At 48.0% G+C, this 26943-nt stretch carries 30 protein-coding genes, 1 tRNA gene and 1 pseudogene; 12 read left to right on the forward strand and 20 right to left on the reverse strand.

Annotation, left to right across the window (positions count from 1 at the left end; genetic code table 11):
• The first annotated feature begins 10 nt into the window (after nucleotides 1–10).
• The 3 genes from CIK95_RS04530 (at nucleotide 11) to CIK95_RS04545 (ending at nucleotide 1990) form a co-directional block, all read left to right on the forward strand.
• Nucleotides 11–502, forward strand: a complete 492-nt coding sequence (locus CIK95_RS04530) for a hypothetical protein (RefSeq protein ID WP_144007730.1) — start codon at nucleotides 11–13, stop codon at nucleotides 500–502.
• A 757-nt stretch (nucleotides 503–1259) separates the two neighbouring features.
• The gene (locus CIK95_RS04540) at nucleotides 1260–1499 is read left to right on the forward strand and encodes a hypothetical protein (protein WP_094384407.1); all 240 of its coding nucleotides are present in this window, start codon (nucleotides 1260–1262) and stop codon (nucleotides 1497–1499) included.
• Complete coding sequence (locus tag CIK95_RS04545) at nucleotides 1496–1990, forward strand: hypothetical protein (RefSeq protein ID WP_094466401.1); 495 nt, start codon at nucleotides 1496–1498, stop codon at nucleotides 1988–1990. The genes CIK95_RS04540 and CIK95_RS04545 overlap by 4 nt, the downstream gene beginning before the upstream one ends.
• A 304-nt stretch (nucleotides 1991–2294) precedes the next feature.
• On the opposite strand, the gene CIK95_RS04550 is transcribed toward CIK95_RS04545, so the two are convergent.
• Nucleotides 2295–2642, reverse strand: a complete 348-nt coding sequence (locus CIK95_RS04550) for a hypothetical protein (protein ID WP_094466402.1) — start codon at nucleotides 2640–2642, stop codon at nucleotides 2295–2297.
• A 100-nt stretch (nucleotides 2643–2742) separates the two neighbouring features.
• Between CIK95_RS04550 and CIK95_RS04555 the strand changes: the two genes are divergently transcribed.
• On the forward strand, nucleotides 2743–4005 hold the full coding sequence (locus CIK95_RS04555) for an ATP-binding protein (protein ID WP_094466403.1): 1263 nt from the start codon (nucleotides 2743–2745) through the stop codon (nucleotides 4003–4005).
• A gap of 192 nt (nucleotides 4006–4197) precedes the next feature.
• Here CIK95_RS04555 and CIK95_RS13620 read toward each other — a convergent pair.
• The 7 genes and pseudogenes from CIK95_RS13620 to CIK95_RS04585 all read right to left on the reverse strand — a co-directional run.
• Nucleotides 4198–4278: pseudogene (locus CIK95_RS13620) on the reverse strand (IS982 family transposase); the annotation flags it as partial.
• 48 nt (nucleotides 4279–4326) lie between these two features.
• Nucleotides 4327–5406, reverse strand: a complete 1080-nt coding sequence (locus tag CIK95_RS04560; protein ID WP_094384399.1) for an agmatine deiminase family protein — start codon at nucleotides 5404–5406, stop codon at nucleotides 4327–4329.
• Complete coding sequence (locus CIK95_RS04565) at nucleotides 5403–5978, reverse strand: hypothetical protein (protein ID WP_094466404.1); 576 nt, start codon at nucleotides 5976–5978, stop codon at nucleotides 5403–5405. The genes CIK95_RS04560 and CIK95_RS04565 overlap by 4 nt, the downstream gene beginning before the upstream one ends.
• Before the next feature lie 16 nt (nucleotides 5979–5994).
• Entirely contained in the window at nucleotides 5995–6894 is a 900-nt protein-coding gene (locus tag CIK95_RS04570) for a YafY family protein (protein WP_094384395.1), read from the reverse strand.
• Nucleotides 6895–6898: 4 nt separating this feature from the next.
• Nucleotides 6899–7780: a GIY-YIG nuclease family protein gene (locus tag CIK95_RS04575; RefSeq protein WP_144007731.1), complete on the reverse strand. Its 882-nt coding sequence runs from the start codon at nucleotides 7778–7780 to the stop codon at nucleotides 6899–6901.
• 130 nt (nucleotides 7781–7910) lie between these two features.
• Nucleotides 7911–8540 carry a hypothetical protein gene (locus CIK95_RS04580; RefSeq protein WP_094386706.1) on the reverse strand — a complete coding sequence of 210 codons (630 nt, stop codon included), beginning with the start codon at nucleotides 8538–8540 and terminating at the stop codon, nucleotides 7911–7913.
• A 46-nt stretch (nucleotides 8541–8586) separates the two neighbouring features.
• Nucleotides 8587–8865 (reverse strand): hypothetical protein, encoded by a 279-nt coding sequence (locus CIK95_RS04585; protein ID WP_094466406.1) that lies wholly within the window; start codon nucleotides 8863–8865, stop codon nucleotides 8587–8589.
• A gap of 65 nt (nucleotides 8866–8930) precedes the next feature.
• Between CIK95_RS04585 and CIK95_RS04590 the strand changes: the two genes are divergently transcribed.
• On the forward strand, nucleotides 8931–9122 hold the full coding sequence (locus CIK95_RS04590; RefSeq protein WP_094386708.1) for a hypothetical protein: 192 nt from the start codon (nucleotides 8931–8933) through the stop codon (nucleotides 9120–9122).
• A 186-nt stretch (nucleotides 9123–9308) separates the two neighbouring features.
• Here CIK95_RS04590 and CIK95_RS13125 read toward each other — a convergent pair whose 3' ends face one another.
• Both CIK95_RS13125 and CIK95_RS04595 read right to left on the reverse strand, forming a co-directional pair.
• Complete coding sequence (locus CIK95_RS13125) at nucleotides 9309–9485, reverse strand: hypothetical protein (RefSeq protein ID WP_158214789.1); 177 nt, start codon at nucleotides 9483–9485, stop codon at nucleotides 9309–9311.
• 14 nt (nucleotides 9486–9499) lie between these two features.
• Nucleotides 9500–12223, reverse strand: a complete 2724-nt coding sequence (locus tag CIK95_RS04595; RefSeq protein WP_094466407.1) for a hypothetical protein — start codon at nucleotides 12221–12223, stop codon at nucleotides 9500–9502.
• Between the two features lie 330 nt (nucleotides 12224–12553).
• Here CIK95_RS04595 and CIK95_RS04600 point away from each other — a divergent pair, with 330 nt between their 5' ends.
• Complete coding sequence (locus CIK95_RS04600) at nucleotides 12554–12772, forward strand: LytTR family DNA-binding domain-containing protein (RefSeq protein ID WP_158215091.1); 219 nt, start codon at nucleotides 12554–12556, stop codon at nucleotides 12770–12772.
• 191 nt (nucleotides 12773–12963) lie between these two features.
• Here CIK95_RS04600 and CIK95_RS04605 read toward each other — a convergent pair.
• The 4 genes from CIK95_RS04605 to CIK95_RS04620 all read right to left on the reverse strand — a co-directional run bounded on the left by CIK95_RS04605 (nucleotide 12964) and on the right by CIK95_RS04620 (nucleotide 15624).
• Nucleotides 12964–13054 (reverse strand) — tRNA-Ser (locus tag CIK95_RS04605).
• A 72-nt stretch (nucleotides 13055–13126) separates the two neighbouring features.
• A complete protein-coding gene (locus CIK95_RS04610; protein WP_094466409.1) occupies nucleotides 13127–13921 on the reverse strand; it encodes a TatD family hydrolase in 795 nt (264 codons plus the stop codon).
• Entirely contained in the window at nucleotides 13921–14892 is a 972-nt protein-coding gene (locus tag CIK95_RS04615; protein WP_173849860.1) for a polyprenyl synthetase family protein, read from the reverse strand. Before CIK95_RS04615 ends, CIK95_RS04610 begins: the two co-directional genes overlap by 1 nt.
• Nucleotides 14893–14913: 21 nt before the next feature.
• The gene (locus CIK95_RS04620; protein ID WP_094389194.1) at nucleotides 14914–15624 is read right to left on the reverse strand and encodes an energy transducer TonB; all 711 of its coding nucleotides are present in this window, start codon (nucleotides 15622–15624) and stop codon (nucleotides 14914–14916) included.
• Nucleotides 15625–15723: 99 nt separating this feature from the next.
• On the opposite strand from CIK95_RS04620, the gene porQ reads away from it, so the two are divergent.
• A complete protein-coding gene (gene porQ, locus CIK95_RS04625; RefSeq protein ID WP_094422555.1) occupies nucleotides 15724–16671 on the forward strand; it encodes a type IX secretion system protein PorQ in 948 nt (315 codons plus the stop codon).
• Between the two features lie 10 nt (nucleotides 16672–16681).
• Entirely contained in the window at nucleotides 16682–17374 is a 693-nt protein-coding gene (cmk, locus tag CIK95_RS04630) for a (d)CMP kinase (RefSeq protein ID WP_094466414.1), read from the forward strand.
• Between the two features lie 392 nt (nucleotides 17375–17766).
• Here cmk and CIK95_RS13130 read toward each other — a convergent pair whose 3' ends face one another.
• The 3 genes from CIK95_RS13130 to CIK95_RS04640 all read right to left on the reverse strand — a co-directional run bounded on the left by CIK95_RS13130 (nucleotide 17767) and on the right by CIK95_RS04640 (nucleotide 20698).
• Nucleotides 17767–17943 carry a hypothetical protein gene (locus CIK95_RS13130; protein ID WP_158215092.1) on the reverse strand — a complete coding sequence of 59 codons (177 nt, stop codon included), beginning with the start codon at nucleotides 17941–17943 and terminating at the stop codon, nucleotides 17767–17769.
• Between the two features lie 51 nt (nucleotides 17944–17994).
• Nucleotides 17995–19350 carry a sodium:proton antiporter NhaD gene (nhaD, locus tag CIK95_RS04635; protein ID WP_094386716.1) on the reverse strand — a complete coding sequence of 452 codons (1356 nt, stop codon included), beginning with the start codon at nucleotides 19348–19350 and terminating at the stop codon, nucleotides 17995–17997.
• 145 nt (nucleotides 19351–19495) lie between these two features.
• Nucleotides 19496–20698, reverse strand: coding sequence for a uracil-xanthine permease family protein (locus tag CIK95_RS04640; protein WP_094466410.1), 1203 nt, complete (start codon nucleotides 20696–20698; stop codon nucleotides 19496–19498).
• Nucleotides 20699–21066: 368 nt separating this feature from the next.
• On the opposite strand from CIK95_RS04640, the gene CIK95_RS04645 reads away from it, so the two are divergent.
• Together CIK95_RS04645 and CIK95_RS04650 are read left to right on the forward strand one after the other, a co-directional pair.
• Nucleotides 21067–22380, forward strand: coding sequence for an alpha-L-fucosidase (locus tag CIK95_RS04645; protein ID WP_173849861.1), 1314 nt, complete (start codon nucleotides 21067–21069; stop codon nucleotides 22378–22380).
• 12 nt (nucleotides 22381–22392) lie between these two features.
• Nucleotides 22393–22761 (forward strand): hypothetical protein, encoded by a 369-nt coding sequence (locus CIK95_RS04650; protein WP_094386718.1) that lies wholly within the window; start codon nucleotides 22393–22395, stop codon nucleotides 22759–22761.
• Nucleotides 22762–22952: 191 nt separating this feature from the next.
• Here CIK95_RS04650 and CIK95_RS04655 read toward each other — a convergent pair whose 3' ends face one another.
• Genes CIK95_RS04655 through CIK95_RS04665 form a run of 3 tightly spaced genes read right to left on the reverse strand, consistent with a single transcriptional unit; the run spans nucleotide 22953 to nucleotide 25639 of the window.
• The gene (locus tag CIK95_RS04655) at nucleotides 22953–23519 is read right to left on the reverse strand and encodes a GNAT family N-acetyltransferase (protein ID WP_094386719.1); all 567 of its coding nucleotides are present in this window, start codon (nucleotides 23517–23519) and stop codon (nucleotides 22953–22955) included.
• A 19-nt stretch (nucleotides 23520–23538) separates the two neighbouring features.
• Nucleotides 23539–24948 (reverse strand): cell wall metabolism sensor histidine kinase WalK, encoded by a 1410-nt coding sequence (locus CIK95_RS04660; protein WP_094386720.1) that lies wholly within the window; start codon nucleotides 24946–24948, stop codon nucleotides 23539–23541.
• Nucleotides 24949–24952: 4 nt separating this feature from the next.
• Nucleotides 24953–25639 carry a response regulator transcription factor gene (locus tag CIK95_RS04665; RefSeq protein WP_094386721.1) on the reverse strand — a complete coding sequence of 229 codons (687 nt, stop codon included), beginning with the start codon at nucleotides 25637–25639 and terminating at the stop codon, nucleotides 24953–24955.
• A gap of 485 nt (nucleotides 25640–26124) precedes the next feature.
• Here CIK95_RS04665 and CIK95_RS04670 point away from each other — a divergent pair, with 485 nt between their 5' ends.
• Nucleotides 26125–26463, forward strand: coding sequence for a type II toxin-antitoxin system RelE/ParE family toxin (locus CIK95_RS04670; protein ID WP_077195648.1), 339 nt, complete (start codon nucleotides 26125–26127; stop codon nucleotides 26461–26463).
• Between the two features lie 2 nt (nucleotides 26464–26465).
• Entirely contained in the window at nucleotides 26466–26795 is a 330-nt protein-coding gene (locus CIK95_RS04675; protein WP_094386722.1) for a helix-turn-helix transcriptional regulator, read from the forward strand.
• Nucleotides 26796–26943: the final 148 nt, after the last annotated feature.

Below are 26943 nucleotides of genomic sequence, written 5' to 3' on the forward strand. Positions count from 1 at the left end.
TCATATCAAAATGAAAAGAACGATTATCTTACTGCTCGTAGCAGTACTCTCTGTCGCAACCATGAGTGCGCAGAAGATTAAAAAGCCGGTCTATGTGATAGATGGACATCAGGTGGAAAACTTTGACGGCCGGCAACTCAATGGCAAGACCATCGTGAAATACTCGATAGAGCCAGTGAGCAACATTCACGTCATCATCACTTCTGACTATAAGACCAAAGGCAGAACCATAAGTGACGTGAAGACGGTTACAACTGTAACGAAAGTCGACGGCAACAGCGTCACGGTGAATACAACCCAGAGCACAAGTGTAGACAAGAAGGAGGATGTGCTCTGCGTCATCAATGGCAAGATAGTGCCTTATTCGGAAATGAAGAAGACGCCATCCTCCAAGATTGATTCGGTGACGATTATCAAGGACAAGGGTACTGCGACTTATGTCAAGTATGCCAAGGAAGCCGGGCGTGAACCCAAGTGCATCATCAAGGTGGTCACCAAGTAAGCCGGGGTCATCTCCGTCGTCCTATCTATCATCTCCACCGTCCTATCTATCATCCCCACCGTCGGGAGTGTAATGGAAACAATAAATCGAGTAGGAGGAAAACGAAGTAGTTTTCTTCCTACTTTCGTTTTCCGACCTCTCACACCACCGTACATGCGGTTCCGCATACGACGGTTCCTATTTTGGGTGCCATTCGAGATACGTCCCCATTAAAGTAGCATATTATGATTTCCTCGGAACATGACCCGCAATCAGCTCTGAAATAATTGATAGTAAGACAGTTCTGTTCAAATCTTTCAAAGAACATCTTCAGCGTGTCTTTCTGTTGGAAACGAACGTTTTCGTTAAGCCAGATGAGCAGAGCTAAGTTTACTTAAGCTCTGTCATGGCGAGAAAACGTGCCATGAGATGGAACAATCTACACCTTAGACCGAGGGTTGAGTCGATTACGGATGACAATGTGGAGTCAAATTGCTCCATGATTGAAAATATTCCTCCAAAAGGAATGAGTTCCTCAGATTTAATTTGTATTTTTGCTATGTCTATCGTCGGATTCTAATCTCATCAAAGAGGCTCTATCAGGGTCTCAAATCGTCTCTGACCAGATTTGCCGACGCAGATAGCTCTGATAACTGGGAACTCGAAATTCCAGAATACGAGGTTACAGCCCCACACCCCAATAGAGGAGGATATTGGGGAAAACCTTATAGTCCATGGGGAGATATTCCAACAATAGATACAAATATAGAAGGAAACATTGCAAGACATTCTCTATTTTTTTAACACGGAAAAGAAATCATTTAGCAAATACAAAGGAGAAGATAAAAACTTATTCCGACTTGCCGCTATCTTACAATATTTTGATACTGGTGTTTGCCTTACGAAAATTAAAAATGAGAAAGATGCCGGTGGAGATATTGAAACTCATTATACTTCATACGGGGCTTACAAGAAAGCCAATGCAAAATACATAATCACTAAAATATGCCAAGAATGAAAAAGTTATTATTGCTCATAGCCTTCATAGCAGGGCTGTCTAAGGTATGCGCACAGAGTTATACCTACCACTCATTGAAAGAGTTTCGAGGAGATACAATAGCCTTTCTAAAACAGAATTTCTACGACCAGCGCAGCTATTTTATCGGCAAGAAGTTTGAGGTGCTAATCAATCAGTATATATGGGAAATGCCCCTGAAAGATTGTGAGTCGCAGGGCACATCCCCCTATATAGACCCAAAGGGGAAAACCTACCTATGCGGAGCCTGGCTACGCAGTATGGAATGCACCCCCGTAAGGTCTGACACAGCGGGTGCGGTAAATACAGCAAGTATCGTAGTGACATTTGTACCTCCATACACTGTCGATGACGATGATTTTTGCTATAACCAGCCCGATGACATCACTCCATATGGTGTGGCCAATCTCTTGAAAGACTATATCATCAAGGATATAAAGATAGACATTTTCGACCGCCGTCGTAAGTATTAGCTATGCATGTCATGGTCGTGGCGAATGCCATTAAAAGGCTCGCCACGACATACCAATCATCAACTTTGACAACGATAAAAACCAGCAACTAAGACTATACCACAGTATTCCGTCATTTTCACCTTCATGTGAGGTCAAAAATTGGAGAATATTGTTTTTTATCATAACTTTACAGGCAGTTACAGCAATAAGTGGCCACCGATAACTGTGACAAGAAACTAAAAAATTAAAATAATCCCCACCTTTTTCTGCTGAGCCACTTTGCGCCAATAGATTTAATGTCAGAGGCTACAGACAAAGTCTTTTACCTTTGCTTGGTATCTTCTTTGCTCATACCTCCAGTCTCTATCATTGAGTCAAGTACATCGCCAAGTTCATCAAAAGCTATATTATGATGATATTCTTTAGTCGTTCCGTCCTTCTCTCCAAAGATACGATAGTAGTCAGAACCTTCATCCAAAGCAATATATACCTTGCCTTGAAATTGGAAGCCATTCACTTGCATAACAAGTGCCGCCATAGTGAAGTTTTCGCCATTGACATTCTTGACAATTTGGGTGGCATACATCTTAGAGATGCCCCAACTGTTGATAACGTCTATCGGCGTTGTATGAAGGAAAAACTGCCTTGTAAGAGTTAAAAATGTGACCATTGACTCATTTTCTTGCCTTGAAATTTGCGTGTACAAAGGAATAAAGCTAACTTTGTGGTCGCTAATAATGTGTATTTACACAAAATAAACGAATAGAAATATGGAAATCCGTAGAGATAAATATCTGGATCTACTTATCCACAGTTGTGGGAATGGGTTGATAAAAGTGATAACAGGAATGCGCAGATGCGGCAAGTCATACCTGTTGTTCACCCTTTTCAAGAACTACCTCATAAAACAAGGAGTGAAAGAAGACCATATCATAGGGGTAAATTTGGAGACCCGACTGAATAAAAGTTTGAGAGACCCCGACGCATTACTTCAATACATAGATAGCCGTCTTTCACCAGACGGTCAATATTATGTTATGCTGGATGAAGTACAGATGGTCAGCGAGTTTGAGGATGTATTGAACTCATTCCTAAGCATAAGCAATGTGGATGTGTTTGTTACTGGCTCTAATGCAAAATTCCTGTCTAAGGATGTAATCACTGAGTTTCGTGGACGAGGAGATGAAATACACGTGCGTCCATTGACCTTCAGAGAAGTAGCAGATTTCCGTGATGACTATTCGCAAGATATGATTCGTGAATATATGCTCTATGGAGGATTGCCACAGGTCGTTTTAGAAAACGATGTCAACAAGAAGGTGAGTTATCTGGAACAGCAGATGGAGCATACTTATTTGCGTGACATAAAAGAGCGATATGAAGTTCGTCAAGATAGCGATTTGTCAGAACTAGTGGACATCATGGCATCATGTGTGGGTGGTCTGACCAATCCTCCAAAGATTGCAGACACTTTTAAAAGTGTAAAGCATAGTAGCATTTCGGTGGATACCATACGTCTCTACTTGGAATATATGGAGGATGCGTTCGTGTTGGAACGTGTTACTCGTTATGACATTAAAGGAAGAAAATACATAGATTCGCCGTTTAAGTATTACTTTGAGGATTTGGGACTGAGAAATGCCCGATTAGGATTTCGGCAAGTAGAACCAACGCATATGATGGAGAATATGCTCTACAACGAGCTTCGTGCTATTGGAATGAAGGTGGATGTAGGACAGGTGTTTACCGAAGTGAAAATCGAGGATGGATCCCGTCAGCGCAAGACGCTGGAAATCGATTTCGTCTGCAACCGTGGCTATGAGCGAGTATACATCCAATCGGCCTATGCGATGGAAACAGAAGAAAAACGAAATCAAGAACTGACCTCACTACGTAAACTTCGCGACGGATTTCGCAGAATCGTAATTGTAAATGGGCTACAACCTACCTACATGAATGAAGAAGGCGTGTATATTATAAATCTTATGGATTTTTTGCGCGACCCGGAGAAATACATGGAGGAGAGAGTATAAAATCACAATATTCTTAAACTAGTAATATTTTGTTATGTCTGTGTTTATCAAAGCCATCGGCATATTTTATAAGAATACCCCAATTCGGGATAAAATAGCGATTAGTTGCATGTGAAGACAGATACATGAATTCTCTTCCCATGCCATCAGACATGGGCTATATAAAAAGCATCGAAAGAGATTATTCTGTCCTTAGAACAATGTAAGTTGCTTCGTGTCTTCGATGCAGTATCCTTGCAATGCCTTTGGCTTGTTATCAAAGAAACAATATGCTTGGAATCAACGAATGTTATGCCGGTACATCTTCCGAAAGCTCCCAGATTAAAAACCATAATACAAACGATCCAAATCCCTATTATCATTCTCTAGTTTTTTAGGATAATAGTCACCAAGGAATCGGATTTCATCAAAGCATACACTATTAGAGTCTTTCTGATACTTCTCTATAATAGAATTATATCTTTTGTCATTCTCTATATCGTGATGCAATTTGGACATATCTTCACTAATTGTCCATGAACAACAATTCAAAGCTCCACCCCATTTCTCGATAAATTCTTTCATCTGAACTTGATAAATTCTTCCTCTATAATCTGGATATAAAGCAATAAAATGACTCATTGCTTCATTATCAAGTTTTGTATTGCCAATTCCTGGAACAATAATAACATCACGCGTCTGAAGAGCGTTGATATATGCCCAACTTAATTCGTTATATTCAGAAAGATTCAACTCTATAACATAAAAATGTTCCATCAAGATATTACGCATTTGAGTCGCAATACCATCATCATATACAGAAAGATTAGTTAACACTACAGGTTTGCCATTTTTTTGTGGGCTGACAAATCTTAATATTCCATCCGTATGCCCACAAACATCCTTTTTATCCCATGGTAGCCATACTATAATTATATCATCAATAATTGAATTAGATTCTTTAGGTTTGAAAGAATCCCGAATTTGAGATTCTATCTCGTTTTGAGATAATCCTTCGTTTTCTATCATCACCTTGTCTGTCATTACAATAAAAGATTTCGTGGTGTAAAAATTTGGTTGTTCTATTTCGCCAACAACAATATTTCCACCATCTATAACCAAAGAAGAATGATTAACGATTAAATTAGTTCTATCAATCTTCTTCATTACTTTATCTACGTCAGTAATATAATTTTCCTTTCCTCTTAGATAGTCGGGATTGTAGACAAATTGGGAGAAACTATCACATGCAAATGGTATCGGCATATAATCACGACACCAATAATCCTTAGTTAAAGGAAGTGTTTCATGCGCTACGTTATTAGCATCCAGAATTTCACAAACATCCTTATAGATATTGGGATAATCAGTACGTAGCAACTGTGAAAAAAACACTTTGTCTTTATATTGTTCTGTTATCATAGCTTTTCAACTCGTTTAAATCCCCATAATCTGTTGTCGTTTATATTGATTCGCTGCATAGGTTCTGCATAGCCTGATGTTTCATCAGGCTCATCTATCCATTCTATACAAAACTTACCATTGCTTAGTATATTTGCTCCACCAAATATATCATACCAAAGATCATGAGGAGCCCAATCTTTTCTTTTTTCATTATTCTCCCATTCTTTTCCCCCAGGCACAATAGCTTTATATCCTCTAATCAAGAAAGACGCATGATATTTCTTTTGTGGGTCATCAAACAAAACATCAACGCCCGATGGATTTGGATATACAGCACCTAAAGCATAACCAAATTCATCTTTCCCTTTCAGATATTTTTTTTCATCTTTAATATTGCCATCATCCTCATGGTAATAGAATTCGATGCAGGTCAACTTTAGTCTATACGCATCCTTACAACCGCCATTAATAAGAAAATAGCCCGAGAAGAATGCAGCTTCAGCTATTTTCTTAAACTCTTTAAACAGGTTCGCTTCACAACCATCAGCGCCTTTGAAAGCCTTTAAGACTTGAAATAACCTTGATTCCATACTTGTAGAACTATCTTTATTTGTAAACCTCTATTGTTTTATCCAACCATATACATATCTTCTCCTGAAGACTTTTGGGCTCTAACACTTTTATCATATTGCCGAAACTCATTAGTTTCATATAAAAGTCGTAGGTTGGACGCAATGTTAATTCAAAATCGGCATAATCATCACATGCATTGATTTCTTTTTGCGAGTGATGCAACGGCAATGTGCGCATATAGTGCTGATGATATTTATCTGCCCTTAACACTATTCTCTGAAGCGGAGCAGATTCATCCAATACAATTCCAAAGTATTCTGCAAAATATTCTTTTGCACAAAAATCTTTTGGCAAAACAAAATGAGCATCTGTTAAGTTAACACCTTCTATTCTATCAAGAGAATACAAACGCAAGTAGTTATAGTCTATATTTCTTGCTAACATATACCAACGCTGTGCGGACATTTTCACACAGTACGGTTCAACAAGAAACGTCTTTGCCTCTTGCATCGAAAAAGAACGAAACGTCATCTGTAGAACTACATTTGACTTCATCGCTTCAAGTATTGTTGCAAGAAAGTCTTGGCTTGAAGGAATATCTTCTGTCAGTATTCTATCATGGATAGATATGCTGCTTGATAATGTTTCTGCCGTGCCGTAGGTTTCAAGAAGCCATGTACGCAATTCCCCTTCATTTAATACTTCGGGATTGGCTATATAATAATGGTATCTGCCATGTTGCTCACAATCAATCACAATGCCGAACATATCAAGGATACCGCCTTTCCAACGATCAAATGTTTGCCGTGGCAAGTTCTCACCACGGCTAAGATCTATATTCTGACGCCACTTTTCATTGAGATCTTTCAATGTAATGCGCCCAGAACGATGAATGGTCTTAATTACCCAAATATACTTTTGTATGAGTGACATAGGCTTAATTGTTATTGTAGCCAAACTCACGTGTTCCAAACTTGCGTTTATAGAGCGACTCCCTATCTATAGCATGCTCTTCCAATATCTTCAATGGCAATGTTTCTAATATACACCATTGAAAATACTTTTGAGCATAAGTGGCATCGTTATTGATAAGCTCTTGTAAATCTTTATCAAACCCATGCCCTGTATTAGCATATATCTCCCAACGTCCCCAAATGCCTTTAGTATTATATGTAGAACCCACATATTGTTTACCAGTTAATTTGTCAAGGATAAGATAGATACAATTACAACTTTCCAACTTGGCCTTCCACTCCTTATTGTTTGATTTAAAGATCATTTTAAGTTGATTATAATTAAGAACTACATCCTCAAAACTGGTAAAGACAGGAATATTATTCTCTTGTAGCCCACGATCGATTCTTATTACTTTCATTTTATTGTTAAACCCTTGAAGCCAACTTACAGGATTATTCCAATCTATTACGATTCTTTCTTTAAGTAGTTGGAAGCCATCAAGTTCAGAGAAATCAAACTTGGCTTGCACTTCTCCATTATAGTCTTCTATTTCTTTCAATACGCCATTATTTTTAAAGACTCCAACAAATCGAGACGATATACCTTCTTCGCCAATAAACGAAACAATATAGTCAACATCCTTGAAACGTTTTTCAACTTGCTCACTTTGATAACTAAGGAACACGTCATGCTCATTAAGATACAAATCGAAAAGTGAGTTGGAATATTTCTTTCCGTCAATTAATTTCTCTTTTCTATTGTCCTTATGTCTAATAAGTCTGATGCGTTTTTTGTCTGCATTATCAAACTCTTCATTTCTACCTATTAAAAGGTCTTGTATAAATACAATATAAACTTTCATCTTCTTAATGTTTATTTGATTACTTCCAATTAAACTCCTCGATTCCAAGTATCTCAAGTCCCAAGTATTTCCATGCTTCCTTATCAAAGTTTGGCGTGTATCTTGCCATAGTTCGTAAGACGGATTCTTCCTATTTATCACGGTAAGTATTGTTGAAGGTCAATGCCTGCTCCCATATAGAAACAGGTTCTTCGCAAGGGTCGAGTTGATAGAATATAGTTCCGATACGCTCAAGATTATAACCTTCATCCTTACACATATCCAACGTCAAACTGTGATTGTCCAAAGGAAAGCCATAGAACCCATCACTAATTAAACCACATGGCGAGGCAAGACATAAAGCTCCCATTTCGTATCCATTAGGTTCTTTTACCAGCACAACATCGCCAGTGAACATCCTACTACCATTGCTGTCATCATAACCTGTGTCTATTCCTGCAAAGATAGAACGCAACGTATAGCCACGTCCTTCACAAGAATGTCCGAAGTAGTCTTCTACAATGTCAGGATTATGGTCTTCTTCAAATTCTTCACTCTGTTGCCAAACATACAGACCGCCATCTTCCCAAAAGAAGAAGTCACCAAAGTCGGCATAACCGAATCTGTTCTTGTCAATAACATAGCGTATGCGCAGACGAGGATAATTCTTCTTAACTCCAAGTCCTATTTCGCCCTTATGCTTGTTACATAGAAATGACAAGAGTTCCTCGTTAAGTACTTTCGGTATAAATCCATAATAGAGTTTCCTTGATTCTTCCATAATAGTAGTATAATTAATTCAAATGCAAAGATACGCATTAGGTGTGTCAATATACTTTACAGGATAAAATTTTCTTCATCACCTGCTTCCAAGCTGAGCGCAGCCCTGGCGAAAGCGGTTCGCAGCTAATCAAGTCAAGTGTCTGGCGCAGTTCATCAAGCAATTCGGACCAGTATTTCATCTGCTCGTAGGCAAGCTTGATGCACTGCGCCCTTATTGCATAGGGCGACTTGGGGTCGGCAAACAGCCAAACATTGTCGTCGACAGCGAAATGGGTAAACGTCCAAAGCGCATTGACAGCCACAAGGCGGTCGTTGTCAAGCATAAGCTGATAAAGCAGTTCCTTTAACCCCTTAAATTAGCAGACTTATAATAAAGAATATCTGACATATGGCAAAGGTAAATATAAAATCTGAGAAAATCACTCCTTTCGGAGGCATTTATTACGCAAACAAGGCTTTTTATGCGCTTTCACTTGACAAAGTCATCAACGTTTGTCTTCCACTTTACCGCCGTATGCGCCAAATGGACAAGGACGGCAAGAAGATGGTGGCTGAATTTGTATACCGGCATGCCGTATGACAAACTTTCTCTCTAACGAATAATCAACCAAATACACACTTTTTCTAACGAAAAAGAGACATTCTGCAAGAGCTTTTAGGGATAATATCCACTAAAGCTACTTACAGATTGTCTCACTACTAACCGGATTGCTTATCGCAACTAAAACTACATTTATTCAGAATATTTCATTCAATCTTCAAAGTCTTAGTCATTCCAAAAATCGCCGCGACCAGTATGTCCGTCACCATTTTCCTCATCAAAGAGAGAAGAGTCACGTTTTGGGGCAAACCCACATCCTATCTGTCCACCTTCGCTTCCACAAAGAAGAGACTCGATTCTAACTTTATACACATTGACTTCCGGCTTAATATAACTTTTCATATTTCCTTGGTTTCTTATTTGATAAATTTCTTTCCATTATGAATATACACTCCTTTGACAGGACGTGACACCTTTACTCCCTGAAGGGTATAGAACGATGCGTTGCCGTCTGTACTATTCGGCTTGACTTCTGTTATAGCAGTAGTGCTTCCGCCATCATCTTCGTCATCGAAGACAATAGCCATCTTGGCAAGCGACTGATTATTCAGGTCCGTCTCATTTCCGAGAAACTGTCCGTTAAAATCGATATACCCGAACTTCGCTCCTACCCCACCGTCTACAGCACCATTTGCCGGAATACTCAGGTACGCCTTGTTGGCTTCGCTTCTACCATTCTGCGTAAGGCGGAAGAAACCGATATAGTCGTCTCCGGTCTGATATTGCTTGTAATAGTTTGTGGAATGGAAGTTTGCAAGGCCGAAGAAACGATGGAGTATTTTTCCATCAGCATCGGTATCAGCGTTTCCGAGATTGTCGATAGCCGTGACTGTCGGCTTGAGATAGTTGTTCCATTCTTGACCGGCATACTCGTCTGCCTTTGTCCACACTGCCGTGTAATTATCACCTTCTAACGGCATTTCAGCCGGTGCTTCCCTCAAGGAGAAATTCAGTGTGGCATAGTCTGAGAATGATTCTCCCTCTGGTACTTCCCCTACGAGTACCACTCCCATATTTGCCGGAATATACTTGAGCTGACGAAGATAAACCGTACCCATACGCTGTGAAAGTGGGTCTCCTGCATTCTCCGGTTTTTTGTAGCGATATGCCTCATACACTTTCACGTTGTCGTCGACAGGTGCCATTGCCACATTGTTGCTGTATGTACGGATAAACTTCCCTACACAATAGGTGAAAGGCATCTTGATGACTTTTGTTTCTGATATGGTATAGCGAGAGATGTCTTTACCATCCTTGTCGAGCTCTGGGTAGAACCTTATCGTCCATATTCCTGCGGGACGGTTCCAGAGGATATCCTTCTTATTAGGAGTTGTGCTTCCGAAGCCCTCCTCATCCTCTCTCGCCGTTTTACGGAACTGCACGTCGTTTGCATCGTCAGCCATACATGAGTGGTTGCCATCATCGGCGGCATCATAAGCAGATCTTGCAAATCCGGTATTGTTTGTAATATTGTTGTCCGTCTCGCCCCAGTTCTGGTCTGCGTCATGGTTGGCAACAAACCTGAAATGCGATTTGGCGTATTTTGCGTCTACAGTAGATATCGTCAGCGAGAAGCAATGCTCGTTGTCATCATACTTCATGTCTCCTGCGGTAGAAGTATACTGCCAATTGCCCGTTGCTGCATCATAAGTTCCTTCCACGGCATCGCCTATCATAGACATGGTTTTTATCAGGGACTCAGCATCGTCAGCATTGCCGTTGATTATCTCTATACTGCCCGACAGACCATAACTGCCGTCTTGCATTGACAAATCGTTATTTCCTTTGTTAGGATTATAGTGTATTCTCTTTATACCCTGCAGATGAAGGGTGAAAGGTTTCTGGTTAGCCCATACCTTGTCACGATACTCGCTGGTAGAATTGTAGTCAACGCCTCCGTTGCCGAGGAAGAATAGTTTATCGTGAGTTCCGGAATTGTTGTTTACGCTCTTTGTGGCATGAATATCCGGCGTTGCCGTTTTAGCCTGAGCAAGTGTCCCTGTAGAGGATACGTCATTCACAATATAATCGATTGCCCAATAGCTGTTGGAACCATCAAAATAGAGCGGAGCTTCCATCTTGTCGCTGAATTTTCCCTGGCCACCTGTACGAGTGTCATAGAGCGGCTGCGCCGTAGCCCCTTCCTTGTTGTCAATAAAATAAGTCACACGTGTATTGGCATCATGCTTCACCTGCCAGTCGGAGGGTTTTCCGTCTTTGTCAAGCGTAAAGCTGAAGGTATACATGCCATCGTCGTCTATCACTCCGTCATTGCGGGTCACGAGATTCCAGTAGTTGTTGCCCTCTTCCATTGTCGCAGAACCGAGAAGTGTCTTTGCCCCTGTTGTTCCACAAATAGTTCCCACAGTTCCGTTTGTTGACGGCCATGCGCTGGTATTATCCTTTGCACCATGCAGGTTGAATACCTCGCCCGGTCCGTAAACCATCTTATTGTCATACTCGTCAACAGCAAGAATCTGTGCATGTGCCGTGAGGCATGCCGGGATGCTGAACGAATAGCTCTTGTCCCTTTGCTGTTCGAATTTGAAATACACATGTTTTTTATAGTCTATCGTTGCGCCGTCGCCTCCCGGATTATATTCTCCACCTTTATTATATTGCGAGAAGAAATTGCCCACGAGATAGTAACCCGGTTCTACATCTGTTGCAGGCTCACCGCTTTCTCCTGCGGAAGTTTTCTTTCCTTCTATCCATACGCGGCGCGTCGCGCCTTCTGTGATGTCCACATTAACCGTGAGATATTCATATTCGCCCGCCGTATAGCTTACTTTCCAGGCATTGCTGCTTCCATAACAGTCGCTTTCTATAGAATAATAGGTGGGATTTTGTGTTCCTTCCTCGTTTATCGTAAGCGGATCACCATTGACTTCAGGCTGCATCTGATTACTCTCCCCTGACACTCCGATACGGAACCAGAAACTCGTTTCGGGCATGGAAGTGATTTTAAGGGAATACACATTGTCGCCATAAGAAGTGTTCTGAGCAAGCTGATGGTTGCTTGGCACTTTATACTCACCAACGATACCGTTGATTTTTTTGGGCTGTAAGCAGATATGCATCTGCTGCCTTCATCTCCAATATTGTCCCAAGCATCAACATAAGGACAAATAGGCTTTTAGTTAATTTTTTCATCTTTTCAGAATTATCGCGTTATTAATAGATATGCTACGTTTTTAGTTAGTAGAGCAGGTCCTGCACATTATGCAGAACCAAGACCATCCTCGTTCTTTGGTTTTTTTCGACTGCAAATATATGTATTTTTGCATTACGCTATATTAGGGAAGATGGAAAATATGGGGAAAAAGTTATGCAAACGTTTGCACCGCCATCGTCTCAACCCTCTGAATAATGCAAGATTTCCAATGAGTTATGCTGTACTGAATCTAACTATGTTGCCAACGGACGACATTGCCTATATAGAAGCTTTTGGCAACTACTGTGACGTGCATCTCTTCAACGGAGAGTCGGTGACGATGACGTTCCAGTTGCACTACTTTGTGGAAGCCTTTAACAAGCTGAAGCAGAATTTCTTTACGCATGTTGGCAAGAGTCTGATAGTAAACACAAATTATGTTTACGCCATCATACCGCCCAAAACTAACTACTAATACTTTCTTCATTGCTTTTCTATACATAATTAGGCTATGTATATGCCATAAGCAAATCGTTGCAGATGGTTTGTATGAAATGATATAGAAAATGTATAAAACTACACTATTGGTCGTAAATGTAATTTTTGAAAGGCACGGCAGGATTATAATAAAAGAGTCCTACAAGTCTTTCGACTTACAGGACTCTTTGGCGGAGAGAGGGGGATTCGAACCCCCGATACGCTTTTGGCGTATACACGCTTTCCAGGCGTGCCTCTTAAGCCACTCGAGCATCTCTCCTCTTAGCTCGTGCAAAAGTACGAAAAAACTTTGGTAATCGTGGCTTTTGTCTTGAGTTTTTTTATATTTACCCTATTTTATTCCGAAGATACGTTCTACATTCCTGTTGGTCTGTTGGGCCACCTCGTCATCGCTCACGCCGTAGCTGGCGGCCAGGCAGCGCATTACGTCGGCCACATAGGCACTCTCGTTGCGCTTTCCGCGATGGGGGACGGGCGCCATATAGGGGCTGTCGGTCTCGAGGACGATGCGGCTGAGCGGCACGACGGCGGGGAGGTCATCGCGTAGATGGCTGCTCTTGAAGGTGAGCACTCCGCCGATACCCAGGCTGAACCGCTCGAAGCCGAGGAGCTCCTGGGCTTCGTTCTTGTTGCCGGTAAAGCAGTGGAATACGCCGCCTACCAGTTCCTGCTCATACTTGCGCAGTAGCTTTACCATCTCGTTCTGCCCCTTGCGGCAGTGTATCATCAGTGGCAGCCGATACTCTATTGCCCATTGCACCTGCCGCTCAAAGGCAAGCAACTGCTCGCGTTCATATTCGCGCGACCAGTAGTAGTCGAGGCCCACTTCGCCGATGGCTATAAACTCCTGCTTGCCGTTGCGGTCGGCGTCGAGCATCGTCTGCATCGTGTCGAGCTGCTCAGCCCAGTCTTCTCGCACCTCTTCGGGATGCAGACCTATCATGGGATAGGCGTAGCCGGGGTATTGGTGGCAGACATCGAGCACCGTGGCGACGCTCTTCACGTCGATGGCGGGAATGAAGACGCTGCCTACGCCTGCCGCCTTGGCCCGGGCGATGACCTCGGGCCTGTCGTTGGCAAACTCTTCGCCGTCGAGATGCGTATGTGTATCTATGAATGTTGTCATCAGTACTGGCGTTTCATCATTCGTTCGGCATAGCGTCTCAGTTCTATCTTGCGCGACTCGTCTACGTTTACTGCCTCGAGATAGCGATGACTCTCCGTGAAGTAGAAGGCTATCTTCTCGGTAGCCATTCTATCGATGCCAATCTCGTTGTACAGTCTGGTCACAGCCTCAATCTTCTCCTTCGGCCTGTCATTGATGGCGAGCCACTGCTCGAGCTCCTTGCGCTGGCTGTCGTTGGCATGGGCGAGAGCATTGATGAGCATGAAGGTCTTCTTGCCGGCGAGGATGTCGCCGCCGATGGCCTTGCCAAACACCTTGGTATCGCCATAGACATCGAGGAAATCGTCCTGCAGCTGGAAGGCCAGTCCTATCTTTTCGCCGAAGCGGTAGAGGTTGTCACAGTCGGCCTCGGGAGCGTCGGCAAGCAGCGCGCCAATCTTCAGCGCGCACGCCAGCAGCACGCTGGTCTTCAGGCGTATCATTTCGATGTACTCTGCCTCTGTTACATCATTGCGCTGCTCGAACTCCATGTCATACTGCTGACCTTCGCCTATCTCCAGAGCCGTCTCGGTGAAGAGGTTGAGCACGTCGGCCAGCTTGTCGCGACGGCACTGGGCCATGCGCTGATAGGCGAGCACCAGCATGGAGTCGCCGCTGAGTATGGCGGTGTTGGCGTCCCAACGGCGGTGCACGGTCATGTGACCGCGGCGCAGGTCGGCATTGTCCATCAGGTCGTCGTGGAGCAGTGTATAGTTGTGGTAGGTCTCCAGGGCGCAGGCGGGCATAAGGATAGACTCTGGGTCGTCCTTGTAGAGATTGTACGCCAGCAGCATGAGCGTGGGACGGATGCGTTTGCCACCCAGAGAGAGTACATACTTGACGGGTTCATAAAGACTAAACGGTTTTCTGTCATAAGGCAGATGCTCAAGGAATTCATTGAACTTGGCAAGAATTTCGTCGGCTGTCATCATAATTATCTTGTTTTAGGGATTCTACAACTGGAACACTATGGGGATGGCGAATAGCGTGCGGCAGGGCTTGTCGTTCTCCTTGCCGGGCTTCCACCGGGGCATTATCTTGACCACGCGCATCGCCTCGCGGTCCAGCAGCGGATGTACCGACTGCTCTATCTTGGGCGAGGATATGCTGCCGTCGCGGTTGATGATAAACGACACCACCACCTTGCCCTGTATGCCGCCCCGCTGGGCTTCGGCGGGATAGCAGAGGTTCTGCGTGAGCCATTTGGTGAACGCCTCCATGCCGCCCTCAAACTGTGGAATCTGCTCGACCACCCTGAAGTGGATGGGCTTGTCGTCGGCAGGAGTCTGGGGTATGGCCTCGCTCACATGGGCCTTGTCCGTGAGAGCCTCGTCGCCGCCCGTCACTAAGGTGGGCCCCTCGGCGCTGTTGTCTGTGGCCTCGTCGGTCTGCGAGTCCACCTCCTTGTCTACCGCCTTGACCTGTGTGGTCACCGGCTTATCGGGCTGGGTGGCAGCCATCATGTCTGGCTGGGTGGCGGGAGTCTGCATGTCTATGTCCTGCACCATCTCGTCGAGCGAGTCGTCGGTCGGGTAGGGCTGGGATATAGAGGTGTACTCGAGGGCGACGTAGAGGATGGACAGGGCAAGCACCACACCCAGCAGGAAGCTCGGAAGGCGCTTGCTGTCGATGTCGCCAGAGTTGGTATGAGATGCTTTGTCCATTGTCGGCAATTATTTTGTGTCGTCTGCATTAATTCATATGCAAATTTAACTCAGTTTTTTGAAAAAACTCGTAACTTTGCGAAATAATCAGGTAAATAGATGAAAAAAAGTACATTTACTCTCCTGCTTTTACTGTTAGCTCTGTCATGCCGGGCACAGGAGAGCCAGACAGCATACAACTTTCTGCGACTGCCGGTGAGTGCGCATGCTGCGGCGTTGGGTGGCGACAACATCACGCTGACCGACGACGATGCCTCTCTTGCCTTCCACAATCCCGCCCTGCTTTCATCGGTGAGCGACAAGACCATCGGTTTCAACTATATGAACTACATGTCGGGTGCCAATATGCTCAGTGCATCTTACTCCTTGGTATTGGCAGACCGCGCGTCACTGGGTTTCGGGGCGCAGTACATCAACTATGGCACGATGCGGCGCACCGATGCGAGCAACGTGCAGACTGGCGAGTTCTCCGCCAAGGATCTTGCCCTCTCCGCCACCTTTGCCTATCTGCTTACCGACCGCCTGGCGGGAGGCATCACCGCCCGCATGGTGACGTCGTATATCGGCGACTACAACTCCATTGCGGCGGGATTTGACCTGGGGCTCAACTACTACGACGCCGACCGGGAGTGGTCGCTGTCGCTGGTCGCCAAGAACCTGGGAGGCCAGCTCAAAGCCTACAACGACGACTATGAGTCGATGCCCATCGATGTGCAGCTCGGAGCCAGCAAGCGCATCGAGCATACGCCTTTCCGCATCTCTGCCACGATGGTCGACATGAACCATTGGGATTACAAGTTCATCTACCACTGGGTCTTGGGCGTCGACGTGTTGCTCTCCGATAACATCTACGTGGCCGCTGGATACAATATGCGCCGTGCCAACGAGATGAAGATAGTGAGCGGCGACGACGAAGAGAGCAGCCACGGCGCCGGACTGTCCTTGGGTGCCGGACTGTCGCTCGAGCGGTTCAAGATAGGCGTCGCCTATGGCAAGTATCATGTGTCGAGCTCGTCGCTCGTCATCAATGCAGCTTATACATTATAATATTATATATATGAAGAAAATTGTGATAGCCATCGACGGCCACTCGTCGTGTGGCAAGAGTACCATGGCCAAAGACCTGGCTCGCGAGATAGGTTATGTCTATGTCGATACGGGCGCCATGTATCGTGCTGTGACCCTCTATGCCCTCCGTGCGGGACTCTTCGGTGCCGACGGCAGCATAGACAGCGAGCGCCTGCAGCAGCTGATGCCGCAGATACAGATTACCTTCAAGTTCAACGCCGAGACAGGCCGCCCCGACACCTATCTCAACGGCTCTCTGGTAGAGCGCGAGATACGTTCGATCGAGGTGAGTTCGCATGTGAGCCCCGTGGCCACGCTCGCCTTTGTGCGCTCAGCCATGGTCGAGCAGCAGCAGGCTATGGGCCGCGACAAGGGCATCGTGATGGACGGCCGCGACATAGGCACCACCGTCTTCCCCGATGCCGAGCTCAAGATTTTTGTCACCGCCTCGGCCGAGGTGCGTGCCCAGCGCCGTTACGATGAGCTCAAGGCCAAGGGTATGGAGGCCGACTACGAGGATATCCTTAAGAATGTGCAGGAGCGCGACTACATCGACTCCCACCGTGAGGTATCTCCGCTGCGCCAAGCCGACGATGCCATACTTCTGGACAACAGCCACATGACTATCCCTGAGCAGAAGCAGTGGCTCATGGACCAGTATCTCGCCAAAGTCAACGCATAGACGCCATACCATTGCTCTCGGGCATACCGCCACGAGAGATATCCAGGGGAAGAGCCGTTCCCCTGGATTTTTTTTGCCCCAGGCTTTTCCCCCGGCTGCTCTCCCCGCACGTTTCATCCCCGCTATTCATCCCGTCGCCGATGATGGCTGTGGTGAGTGCGTTTTCCCGTCTTTCATGACAGCCTATCGGCTATCACGGGGCGCCCCGACGCGCAGACGGTCTGCCTCCCCGGAAGAACCAATCGTGTTGACTTTCTTCTCCATTCGCCATTGAGTTCACAGTGAGCTGCTTTGCGCCCGCCGCGGTTGACTCTCGAGGCTCGTATCGTATGACACGAAGGCTCGTGACATAAGGCACGTGAGCTCGTAACGTATGATACGCGGGCTCGTGTCTATTGATACGAGCCAGCCCAGGCGACCTCCTCGCCGCCAGAGTCGGCTCCGGCGCCGACATTCCTGATGGCGATGCCGCTGTCGATGCCCTCCCAGCCCACGCTGCTGCCAGCCAAATCTGCCAAACAGACAGCCGGGGCATCCTGCTTGGTCGAGGATGCCCCGGCTGGGGTCATGAGGGCGGCGCTGGCAGGCGCTGCCGTAGTATGGGGAACTGCTCCGGTGGCTTAGAGCGCCACGGGCATGATGAAGGTGCGGATGAGGGCATAGGCCATGATGCCGGCGATATAGCCCACAAAGGCTATCCATGTGATGCGGCGCATGTACCATCCGAAGGAGATGCGCTCGAGGCCCATGACCACTACGCCTGCAGCCGAACCGATGATGAGCATCGAGCCGCCCACTCCGGCACAGTAGGCCAGCAGCTGCCAGAAGATGCCGTCGACTGCCATGTCGCCTGTGGGTGCCACGGGATACATGCCCATACATCCTGCCACGAGGGGCACATTGTCGACGATGCTCGACAGCACGCCTATCACGCCGGTGACGAGATAGTGGTTGCCCTGGAATACGTCGTTGAGCGTCTCGCCCAAGGCTACCAGCACGCCGGTCTGCTCGAGACAGGCCACAGCCATGAGGATGCCAAGGAAGAAGAGTATGGTAGAGAGGTCGATGCGCGAGAGCAGCGTAGCCACACGCTTCTGCATGCTCGAGCGGTCGCTCTTCTGGCGCAGATGGCGGTAGAAGACCTCGGTGACGGTCCACAGGGTGCCCAGTACGAGGAGGATGCCCACAAAGGGAGGCAGATGGGTGATGGCCTTGAAGATGGGCACGAAGATGAGTCCGCCTACGCCCACATAGAACACGATGCGGCGCTGCGACTCGGTGAAGTCGAGCTCTGCGGTCTCGGTCTTGGTGCTGTCGTCAGCCTCGGCCAGCGTGCCCTTGAGGGTAAACTGCAGGATAAAGGCGGGCACCACCATCGAGATGAGCGAGGGGATGAGCAGTTCGCTGATTACGCCGAGGGCTGTCACCACGCCCTTGTTCCAGAGCATGATGGTGGTCACGTCGCCTATGGGCGAGAACGCGCCGCCCGAGTTGGCGGCTATGATGACCATCGAGGCGTAGATGATGCGCGTGGGGCGGTCTTCGACCAGCTTGCGCAGTATCATCACCATGACGATGCTGGTGGTGAGGTTGTCCAGTATGGCTGATAGGAAGAATGTGGCGATGCTGATGCGCCATAGCAGCGCTCTCTTGCTGCGGGTCTGCATCACGCCGCGCACCCAGTTGAAGCCACCGTTCTGGTCGACCACCTCGACGATGGTCATCGCTCCCATGAGGAAGAACAGGGTGGTAGAGGTGCTGCCCAGATGGTGCTCGATGACGGCGCTCACCTGGTTGGCGATGTCGGAGCCGCATCCGTTGATGTAGGCTGCCGGGTCTATCATGAACAGCGTCCAGCACGCCACAAACATAAGCAGCGCTATGGCTGCCTTGTTGACACGTGTCAGGCTCTCGAGCGCGATAAGCAGATAGCCGAACACAAAAACGATGATGATTGCAATAGTCAGTGTACTCATTGTTTTTAGTTAAACGTTAATGGATGGATATACTTTAATTGTTAGGATTAGCCTACCTGCCCGCCATCACCGCAGTCCTTGCCGCTGCGGTGGTGGGGTGGGTGTATGAGGGGGTGTGGGCCGTCAGGGTCTGTGCCAGGATGGTCTACTTTTCCTCTGCCTTGGTCTTGGGCAGTACCAGATTGAGCACCACGCCGATGACCGCCGACAGACCTATGCCCGAGATGGCAAACGAGCCTCCGGAGAGCACGGCGCCGCCGAGGCCCATAGTGAGCATCACGGAGATGATTATCACGTTGCGCGTGTCGTTCATGTCCACGCGGTGCTGCATCAGGTTCTGCACGCCCACGCTGGCTATGGTGCCGAAGAGCAGCAGCATGATGCCGCCCAGCACGGCCTGGGGGATAGACTGGAGCAGCGCGCTGAGCTTACCCACGACAGAGAAGCAGATGGCGGTAAGGGCAGAGATGCGTATCACGGCCGGGCTGGTCACCTTGGTGATAGACATGGCTCCTGTCACTTCCGAATAGGTGGTCTCGGGAGGTCCTCCAAGAAACGCGGAACACAGACAGGCGAGACCGTCGCCAAGCATGGTGCGGTGGAGACCAGGGTCTTTGACGAAATCCTTGTCTGCCACGGCGCTCACCACATAGACATCGCCGATATGCTCTATCACCGGCGCTATGGCTACGGGCATCATGTAGAGGAAGGGGCTCCAGCTGAAGTGGGTGATAGTGTCAAAAGCCACCGGCATGGCTATCCATGAGGCATTGGCCACGCCCGTGAAGTCGACCTCGCCCATGCACACCGCCACGATATATCCCACTGCCACGCCCGAGAGTATGGGCACCAACTTCATCAGTCCGCGGCAGAGCGTGAGCACCAGTATGGCGGTGATAAGCGATACGAAGGCGAGCAGCCAGTGGTCTTTGGCCATGTTGACGGCACTGCCCGAGAGTGAGAGGCCGATGAGGATGATGACGGGGCCTATCACCACCGGCGGAAAGAGCCTGTCGAGCAGTTTGCGGCCCTGCCACTTGACCAGAGCGCTCATCACAAAGTAGACAAGCGACACGCTGGTGAGTCCGGCTATGGTTCCGGGGAGTCCCCACTGCTTGGTGGCGGCTATGATAGGGGCGATAAAGGCAAACGAGCTGCCCAGGAAGATAGGCACGCGCCCCTTGGTGACAACATGGAAGATGAGGGTGCCCACACCGGCGGTGAAGAGTGCCGTGGCGGGATTGATGCCAATAAGAAGGGGTACCAGCACCGTAGCGCCAAAGGCTACGAAGAGAAACTGCACACCCACGATGGTTTTCTTGGCAGGCGATAATTGTTCTGTGTTCATGACAAGTTAGATGAAGTTGATTATAAATCTTGGCAAAAGTATATGTTTTTTTCTGAACTACATCGCGTTTGCCCTATTTTTTTCCTACAGGGAAAGAATTTTAACCTAAAAACTTGCAGGTTACAGATAAAGAGTGTATTTTTGAATTCCCAAACCAGTCCCATGCCTCTCGCTCAGAAGAGGAGACCGTAGCCCGGAGAGCATCGGTAAGGAGAGGCGGAATGAGCCGCCCCGTGGCTCTGCCGGCAACAGTCGGTCGCCCGCCAAGCCTCTGGCCCGCGCCCGCAAGCATGGCTCCGTCGCCGCGCAACGGGGTGGGGCGCACAGGAGAAGTCACAGAAATGACACAAACTATAATTAAAAATTACATGAAAATGCCTAACTTCAAGAGAGTAGCCATCGCGCTGACAGCACTGCTGCTTACTGCCACATCGGCAAGCGCCAAGTATGAACCCACCGAAGACAATCTGCAGGCCAGAAAGGAATTCCGCGACATGGGCTTTGGTGTCTTTCTCCACTGGGGTCTCTACAGTATGCTTGCCACTGGCGAGTGGACTATGACCAACAAGAACCTGAACTATCATGAGTATGAGAAGCTCGCCAAAGGTTTCTACCCCGCTGAGTTTGACGCTGCCAAGTGGGTCAGCGCTATCAAGGCGTCGGGTGCCAAGTACATCTGCTTCACCACTCGTCATCACGAGGGTTTCTCTATGTTCAAGACCAAGTACAGCAATTATAATATTGTAGACGGCACTCCCTTCAAGCGCGACATCCTCAAGGAACTCGCCGACGAGTGTCATCGCCAGGGCATCGCCCTCCATCTCTACTACTCGCATCTGGACTGGTATCGCGAGGACTACCCCTGGGGACGCACCGGAAGAGGTACCGGACGACCCAGCGCCAAGGGCGACTGGAAGAGCTATTACCAGTTTATGAACAACCAGCTGACCGAGCTGCTTACCAACTATGGTAAGATTGGTGCCATCTGGTTTGACGGATGGTGGGACCACAATGAAGACCCCAACTTCGACTGGCAGCTGCCCGAGCAGTATGCCCTCATCCACGGTCTGCAGCCCGCCTGTCTCGTCGGCAACAACCACCACGTCACTCCTTTCGATGGCGAGGATATGCAAATCTTCGAGCGCGACCTGCCTGGTGAGAATACCGCCGGACTCTCTGGCCAGGACATCAGCCGTCTGCCCCTCGAGACCTGCGAGACCATGAATGGTATGTGGGGTTATAAGATTACCGACCAGAACTATAAGAACAAGAAGACACTGGTGCAGTATCTCGTCCGCGCTGCTGGCAAGAACGCCAACCTGCTCATGAACATCGGCCCTCAGCCCGACGGCAATCTCCCGGAGGTGGCCGTGAGTCGTCTGGCCGAAATGGGTGAGTGGATGAAGACCTACGGCGAGACCATCTATGGTTGCCGTGCGGGCATCGTGGCTCCCCACAACTGGGGCGTGACCACCCAGAAGGGCAATAAGCTCTATGTGCACATCCTCGACCTCAAGGACAAGGGCCTCTTCCTCCCCACTGGCAACAAGAAGATAAAGAGCGCTGTCGACTTCGTCACCCGTAGACCTGTCAAGATGGCCAAGAGCGGCGACGGCATCACTCTGTTGCTCAACGAGGTGCCCACCGAGATAGACAAGGTGATAGAACTGGAACTGAAATAAGTAGAATGAAGCATGGGAAGAAACAAATTCTCACAGACTGAAATCATTCAAATAGCCAAACTGCTCAGACTGAAGAACGCAGGTAACCGCGCCCAGCAGAAGCAGGTAAGACATGAACTCAGAGTCAATTACGAGTTCAACATCTCTGACTTCAACGAGCCTGGCCGTGCTTTCGGCGAAGACGAACTGCAGGCCGCGCTCGACCGTGGTGCCATTCAGATACTCGACGACGCCACTATTGCCTATATGAAGGCTAAGCGTGCCCGCGACCGTGCCCGCGATGAGGCTGAACGCCAGCGCCAGGCAGTGGAAAGCGGCGAGCAGACCGACTGGCAACAGGCTATGCGAGAGTGGGAGGACTGGGAAAAAGCGCAGAAATGACCGCACAGGTCCTGCCCATAGTCAGGACCGTTCCAGCGTCCATCACAGTCTGGACAGCAATCAACAGAAAATGGGGGAAAACCAAAGGCACAATGCCAGTGGTTTTCCCCCATCTCGTATAGATAGTCTTCTGTGTCGTATAGTTTTGCTCCAGCGTCGCCGGGGTCATCTCCCAGCCAGCCGGGATGGCCTTACAGCTTGTATTGCATGTGCTTCATGGCGTGTCCGCCCCAAGCAGAGTCGTCCACATGCACAAAACCTATGCGGGAGTAGAGCTTCTCGGCCTTGGGGTTGCCCTTGTCTACGAGCAGACCTACTGCCGGCAGTCCCAGGGTGCGTGCCTTGTCTATGGTAGCCTCGATGAGCTGCGAGGCAATGCCCTTGCCGCGGTATTCGGGCTTCACACAGATGCTGTCGATATAGAGTTCGCCAGCCTGGGTTTCGTCGTCGATGGCAGAGAAGTCACGGCCAAAGCGGTGGAGGGCCTCTCTGATGAACGCCTGACGCAATTGGTGCAGCTGTCCGCCATCATAGCTCACGCAGATGCCGGCGATGTCGTCGCCGTCGAGGGCTACCAGCGTGTTGAGATGACTGTACTGACTGTCGGTGCGCTCTACCAGAGCGGTCATCATGTCTTCAAACTCGTCGAGCGTATGGTTGTCGCCGGCGAAGTACTGGCAGCACTCGTAGTTCATGGCCACCATGATGAGCCGGGCTATCTCGCGCGACTGTAGGGGTGTTGCGGTGATAGTCTTCATGTTGTTTGTTCTTGTATTGTTACTTGTTTAGGGTAAATTCAAATCTCATTCCACCTTCAGCGGGGCACGTGGCGGTGATGGAGCCACCGTGCAGCCCCACGGCGTTCTTGACGATGGCGAGCCCGAGCCCTGTGCCGCCCATCTTCCGGCTGCGCCCCTTGTCTACTCGGTAGAAGCGCTCGAATATGCGTGACAGATGCTGAGGCTCGATGCCCACTCCGTTGTCGCTGAAGACAAACCGCCACTGGCTGCCCTCGTCATGGGCGCTCAGCTGGATGGTGGTGCCCTCGCCGGCATAGGCTATGGCGTTGTCGGTGAGGTTGCGGAAGATGCTGTAGAGCAGACTCTGGTTGCCGTGGATGACGAGCCGTTCGGGCAAGTCTACCACTGCCTTCATTCCCTTCTGCTCCAGTTGTAGGGCGGTGGTCTTGGCGATGCCCGCCACGAGCTGCGCCACGTCGACATCGGTGAAGTCCATCATCTGGACGCCGTCGTCCATCTTGTTGAGCGTCGATATGTCTTGCAGTAGTGACGTGAGGCGTTGGCTCTGGGCATAACAGCGCTCCAGAAACTGCTGGCGCATGGCATCGTCGACATTGGGGTTGTCGAGGATGGTCTCCAGATAGCCCTGGATGCTTGCCACAGGAGTCTTGAGTTCGTGGGCAATGTTCTGGGTGAGCTGCCGCTTGAGCACATCCTGCTCCCGGCGGGTGTGCTGCAGCTGTTTGTATATCTTGATGATTTTCTCGGCTATCTCTCCCAGTTCGTCGTTGGGGAAGTTGATGAGCTCCTCGGTCTCCAGCGACTCGTTGTGACCCGCCCTGATGGCAAAGGCGCGCAACGTGGATATGTTCTTGCCCAGCCTGTGTGCGAAGTGGTAGAGTATGATGACCAATATGAAGATTGCAGCCAATGCAAACCACAGGTAATGCTGGTCTGCCTGGAGCGATTTGGCCAGGTCGTGGTTGTAGGGCAAAGCGCTGCGCACGATGAGGCTGTCGTCGGGGTAGTAGGACGCCGAGTAGAAGAAGTAGCCCTTCATCGTGTTGCTGCTGCGCTCGACGGTAGAGCCCGTGCCATGCTCGAGCGCCTGCTTGACTTCAGGGCGCGAGGCGTGGTTGCCAATGTGGGCTTTGCGCTTGGACCAGTTGTCATAGATTACTACGCCCGACGGACGGATGAGGGTCACTCTCAGTCCCGGTGCATGGTGCCGGCGCACATAGTCGCTGTACTCCCGCTCGGTGGCGATGACACCGTCGTGGATTTCGTCGGCCATGCGGTCGTTGAAGTCCTGCAGCCTGATGTTGAGAGCGTCTATCTTGAACTGTTTCTCCCTCGCCTGCTGATACACGATGAACGTGCTGGCGAAGACCAGAAACACGGCGATGACGCCTACAAACAACTTCTGTCCTACCGTGGGTCTTCTCATAGTGTTACTCTTCAAAGAAATAGCCGTAACCCAGCCTTGTCACGATGTGGTGGGCATAGTCCTTAATCTTCTTGCGCATGCGGGTGATGTTGACATCGACTGTGCGGTCGAGCACCAGCACGTCTTTGGGCCAGATGCGGTTGATGAGTTCCTGGCGGGAGAAGACATGGCCACGCTCACGCAACAGCAGCGCCAGGAGTTCAAACTCGGTCTTGCTGAAGGGGATGTCTTCGCCGTCGATGCTCACGGTCTTTTTGTCGAGGTTGACTTCGAGCCCGCGGAACTTCAGTATCTGCTGTCCGACGCTCTTTTCGCCCGAGCGGCGGAGCACCGCCCTTACGCGTGCCATCACTTCGCGTATGGAGAATGGCTTGGCGATATAGTCGTCGGCACCCAGATTGAGTCCGTTGACCTTGTCGTTTTCATCGGTCTTGGCGGTGAGGAAGATGATGGGTACGTGGGCTGTCTCGGGGTTGGACTTCAGCCTCTCTGCCATTGCAAACCCATCCATGCCGCCCATCATCACGTCGAGAAGCAGCAGGTCGAAGCGCGCCAGATTCTTCTCCAGCGCCTCTTCTGCCGAGTATGCGGTAGCTACCTGATATCCTTCGGTCTCAAGATTGAACTTCAGGATTTCGCAGAGGTCCTGTTCGTCGTCGACGACCATAATTCGAGCTTTGTTTTCTTCCATGTCTGTTGTAGTTTTGGGTTGATGGCGTACCATAGGTGTGTGCCATCAGTTATATATGGTGCAAAAGTATGAATTTTCGGATTCTTCTTCTTCTCTTTTCCGTTAAAATTACGCTAAAAACTGCCGAATAGCTTAGAATGAGCGATTTATGAGTGTTTCACCTCAATGGAGGTAATGATTTAGCAATGGTTCTAATTTCTGCAATGCGCATACGTTTGCTTGTCAAACAACTCTTGTCGGTTGCAAAAGTACAACAAAAACTTCGACTTACAAAAATGCAGTTTATCTTTTATGATTTATTTTCAGTTATGATTTAGATGATTTCAACTGAGTTTACAAATGTACTTCGCAACCTGCCTGTTAGTTCTTGATGCGCAATTATATGTAGCTAAAAAGTTAAAAATGTAGCATAAGATGGCTTTTTATCGCAGATGTTTCTTTTTTATGAAACAATATGAGTATCTTTGTCAACCAAAAAGAATAATATGGCACAAAATATCTTCCGACTTGTCTTGACAGACGAGGCACAGGACTTCATTGAGAGTTTACCTGAAGCGGTATCTTACAAGATATACTACAACATCAAGCGTGTTGCAGGAGGAGAACGCAACAAGGAACTTTTCAAGAAGTTAGAAAATTCGGAGATATGGGAGTTCCGTACATTATATAATAAGACTGCTTATCGGCTTTTTGCCTTTTGGGATAGGGACAAAGAGACATTGGTGATTGCCACTCACGGTATTATCAAGAAAACTCAAAAGACACCAAGTAAGGAAATAGCGAAAGCAGAAGCAATCAGAAAAGAATATTTCAAAAATAAGTAATTATGGCACAGATGAATCTTACTCCATTAGATGATGTTCTTGACAAGCATTTCGGAAAAATTGGCACTCCAAAACGTGACGCTTTCGAAAGTGATGTGGATGAAGCATTACATGCTTACAGACTGGGCGAAGCTATCAAAAAAGCTCGTATAGAACAAAACTTGACGCAAGAACAACTTGGCGAGCGTATCGGAGTGAAAAGAGCGCAGATTTCTCGATTGGAAAGAGGTTATAGTATAACTATTCCAACTATGAGAAGAGTGTTTAAGGCATTGGGTGTAGTTACAGCAACTATTGACTTGGGAATAGCAGGCAAAGTTGCACTGTGGTAAATTAAAAAAGAATAGTTATGAAACAAATTATTAAAAGAGGTAGTTTTTTTACCTTGATGTTTATGTTGCTTGGTTGTTTGTCGCTTTATGCTGCAGATAACGACTTGATTACAAGGCAAATCACCATTCAGTTGAAAAAGGCTGGTAC

Source organism: Prevotella sp. P5-108 (assembly GCF_002251385.1).
Taxonomy (GTDB): Bacteria; Bacteroidota; Bacteroidia; order Bacteroidales; family Bacteroidaceae; genus Prevotella.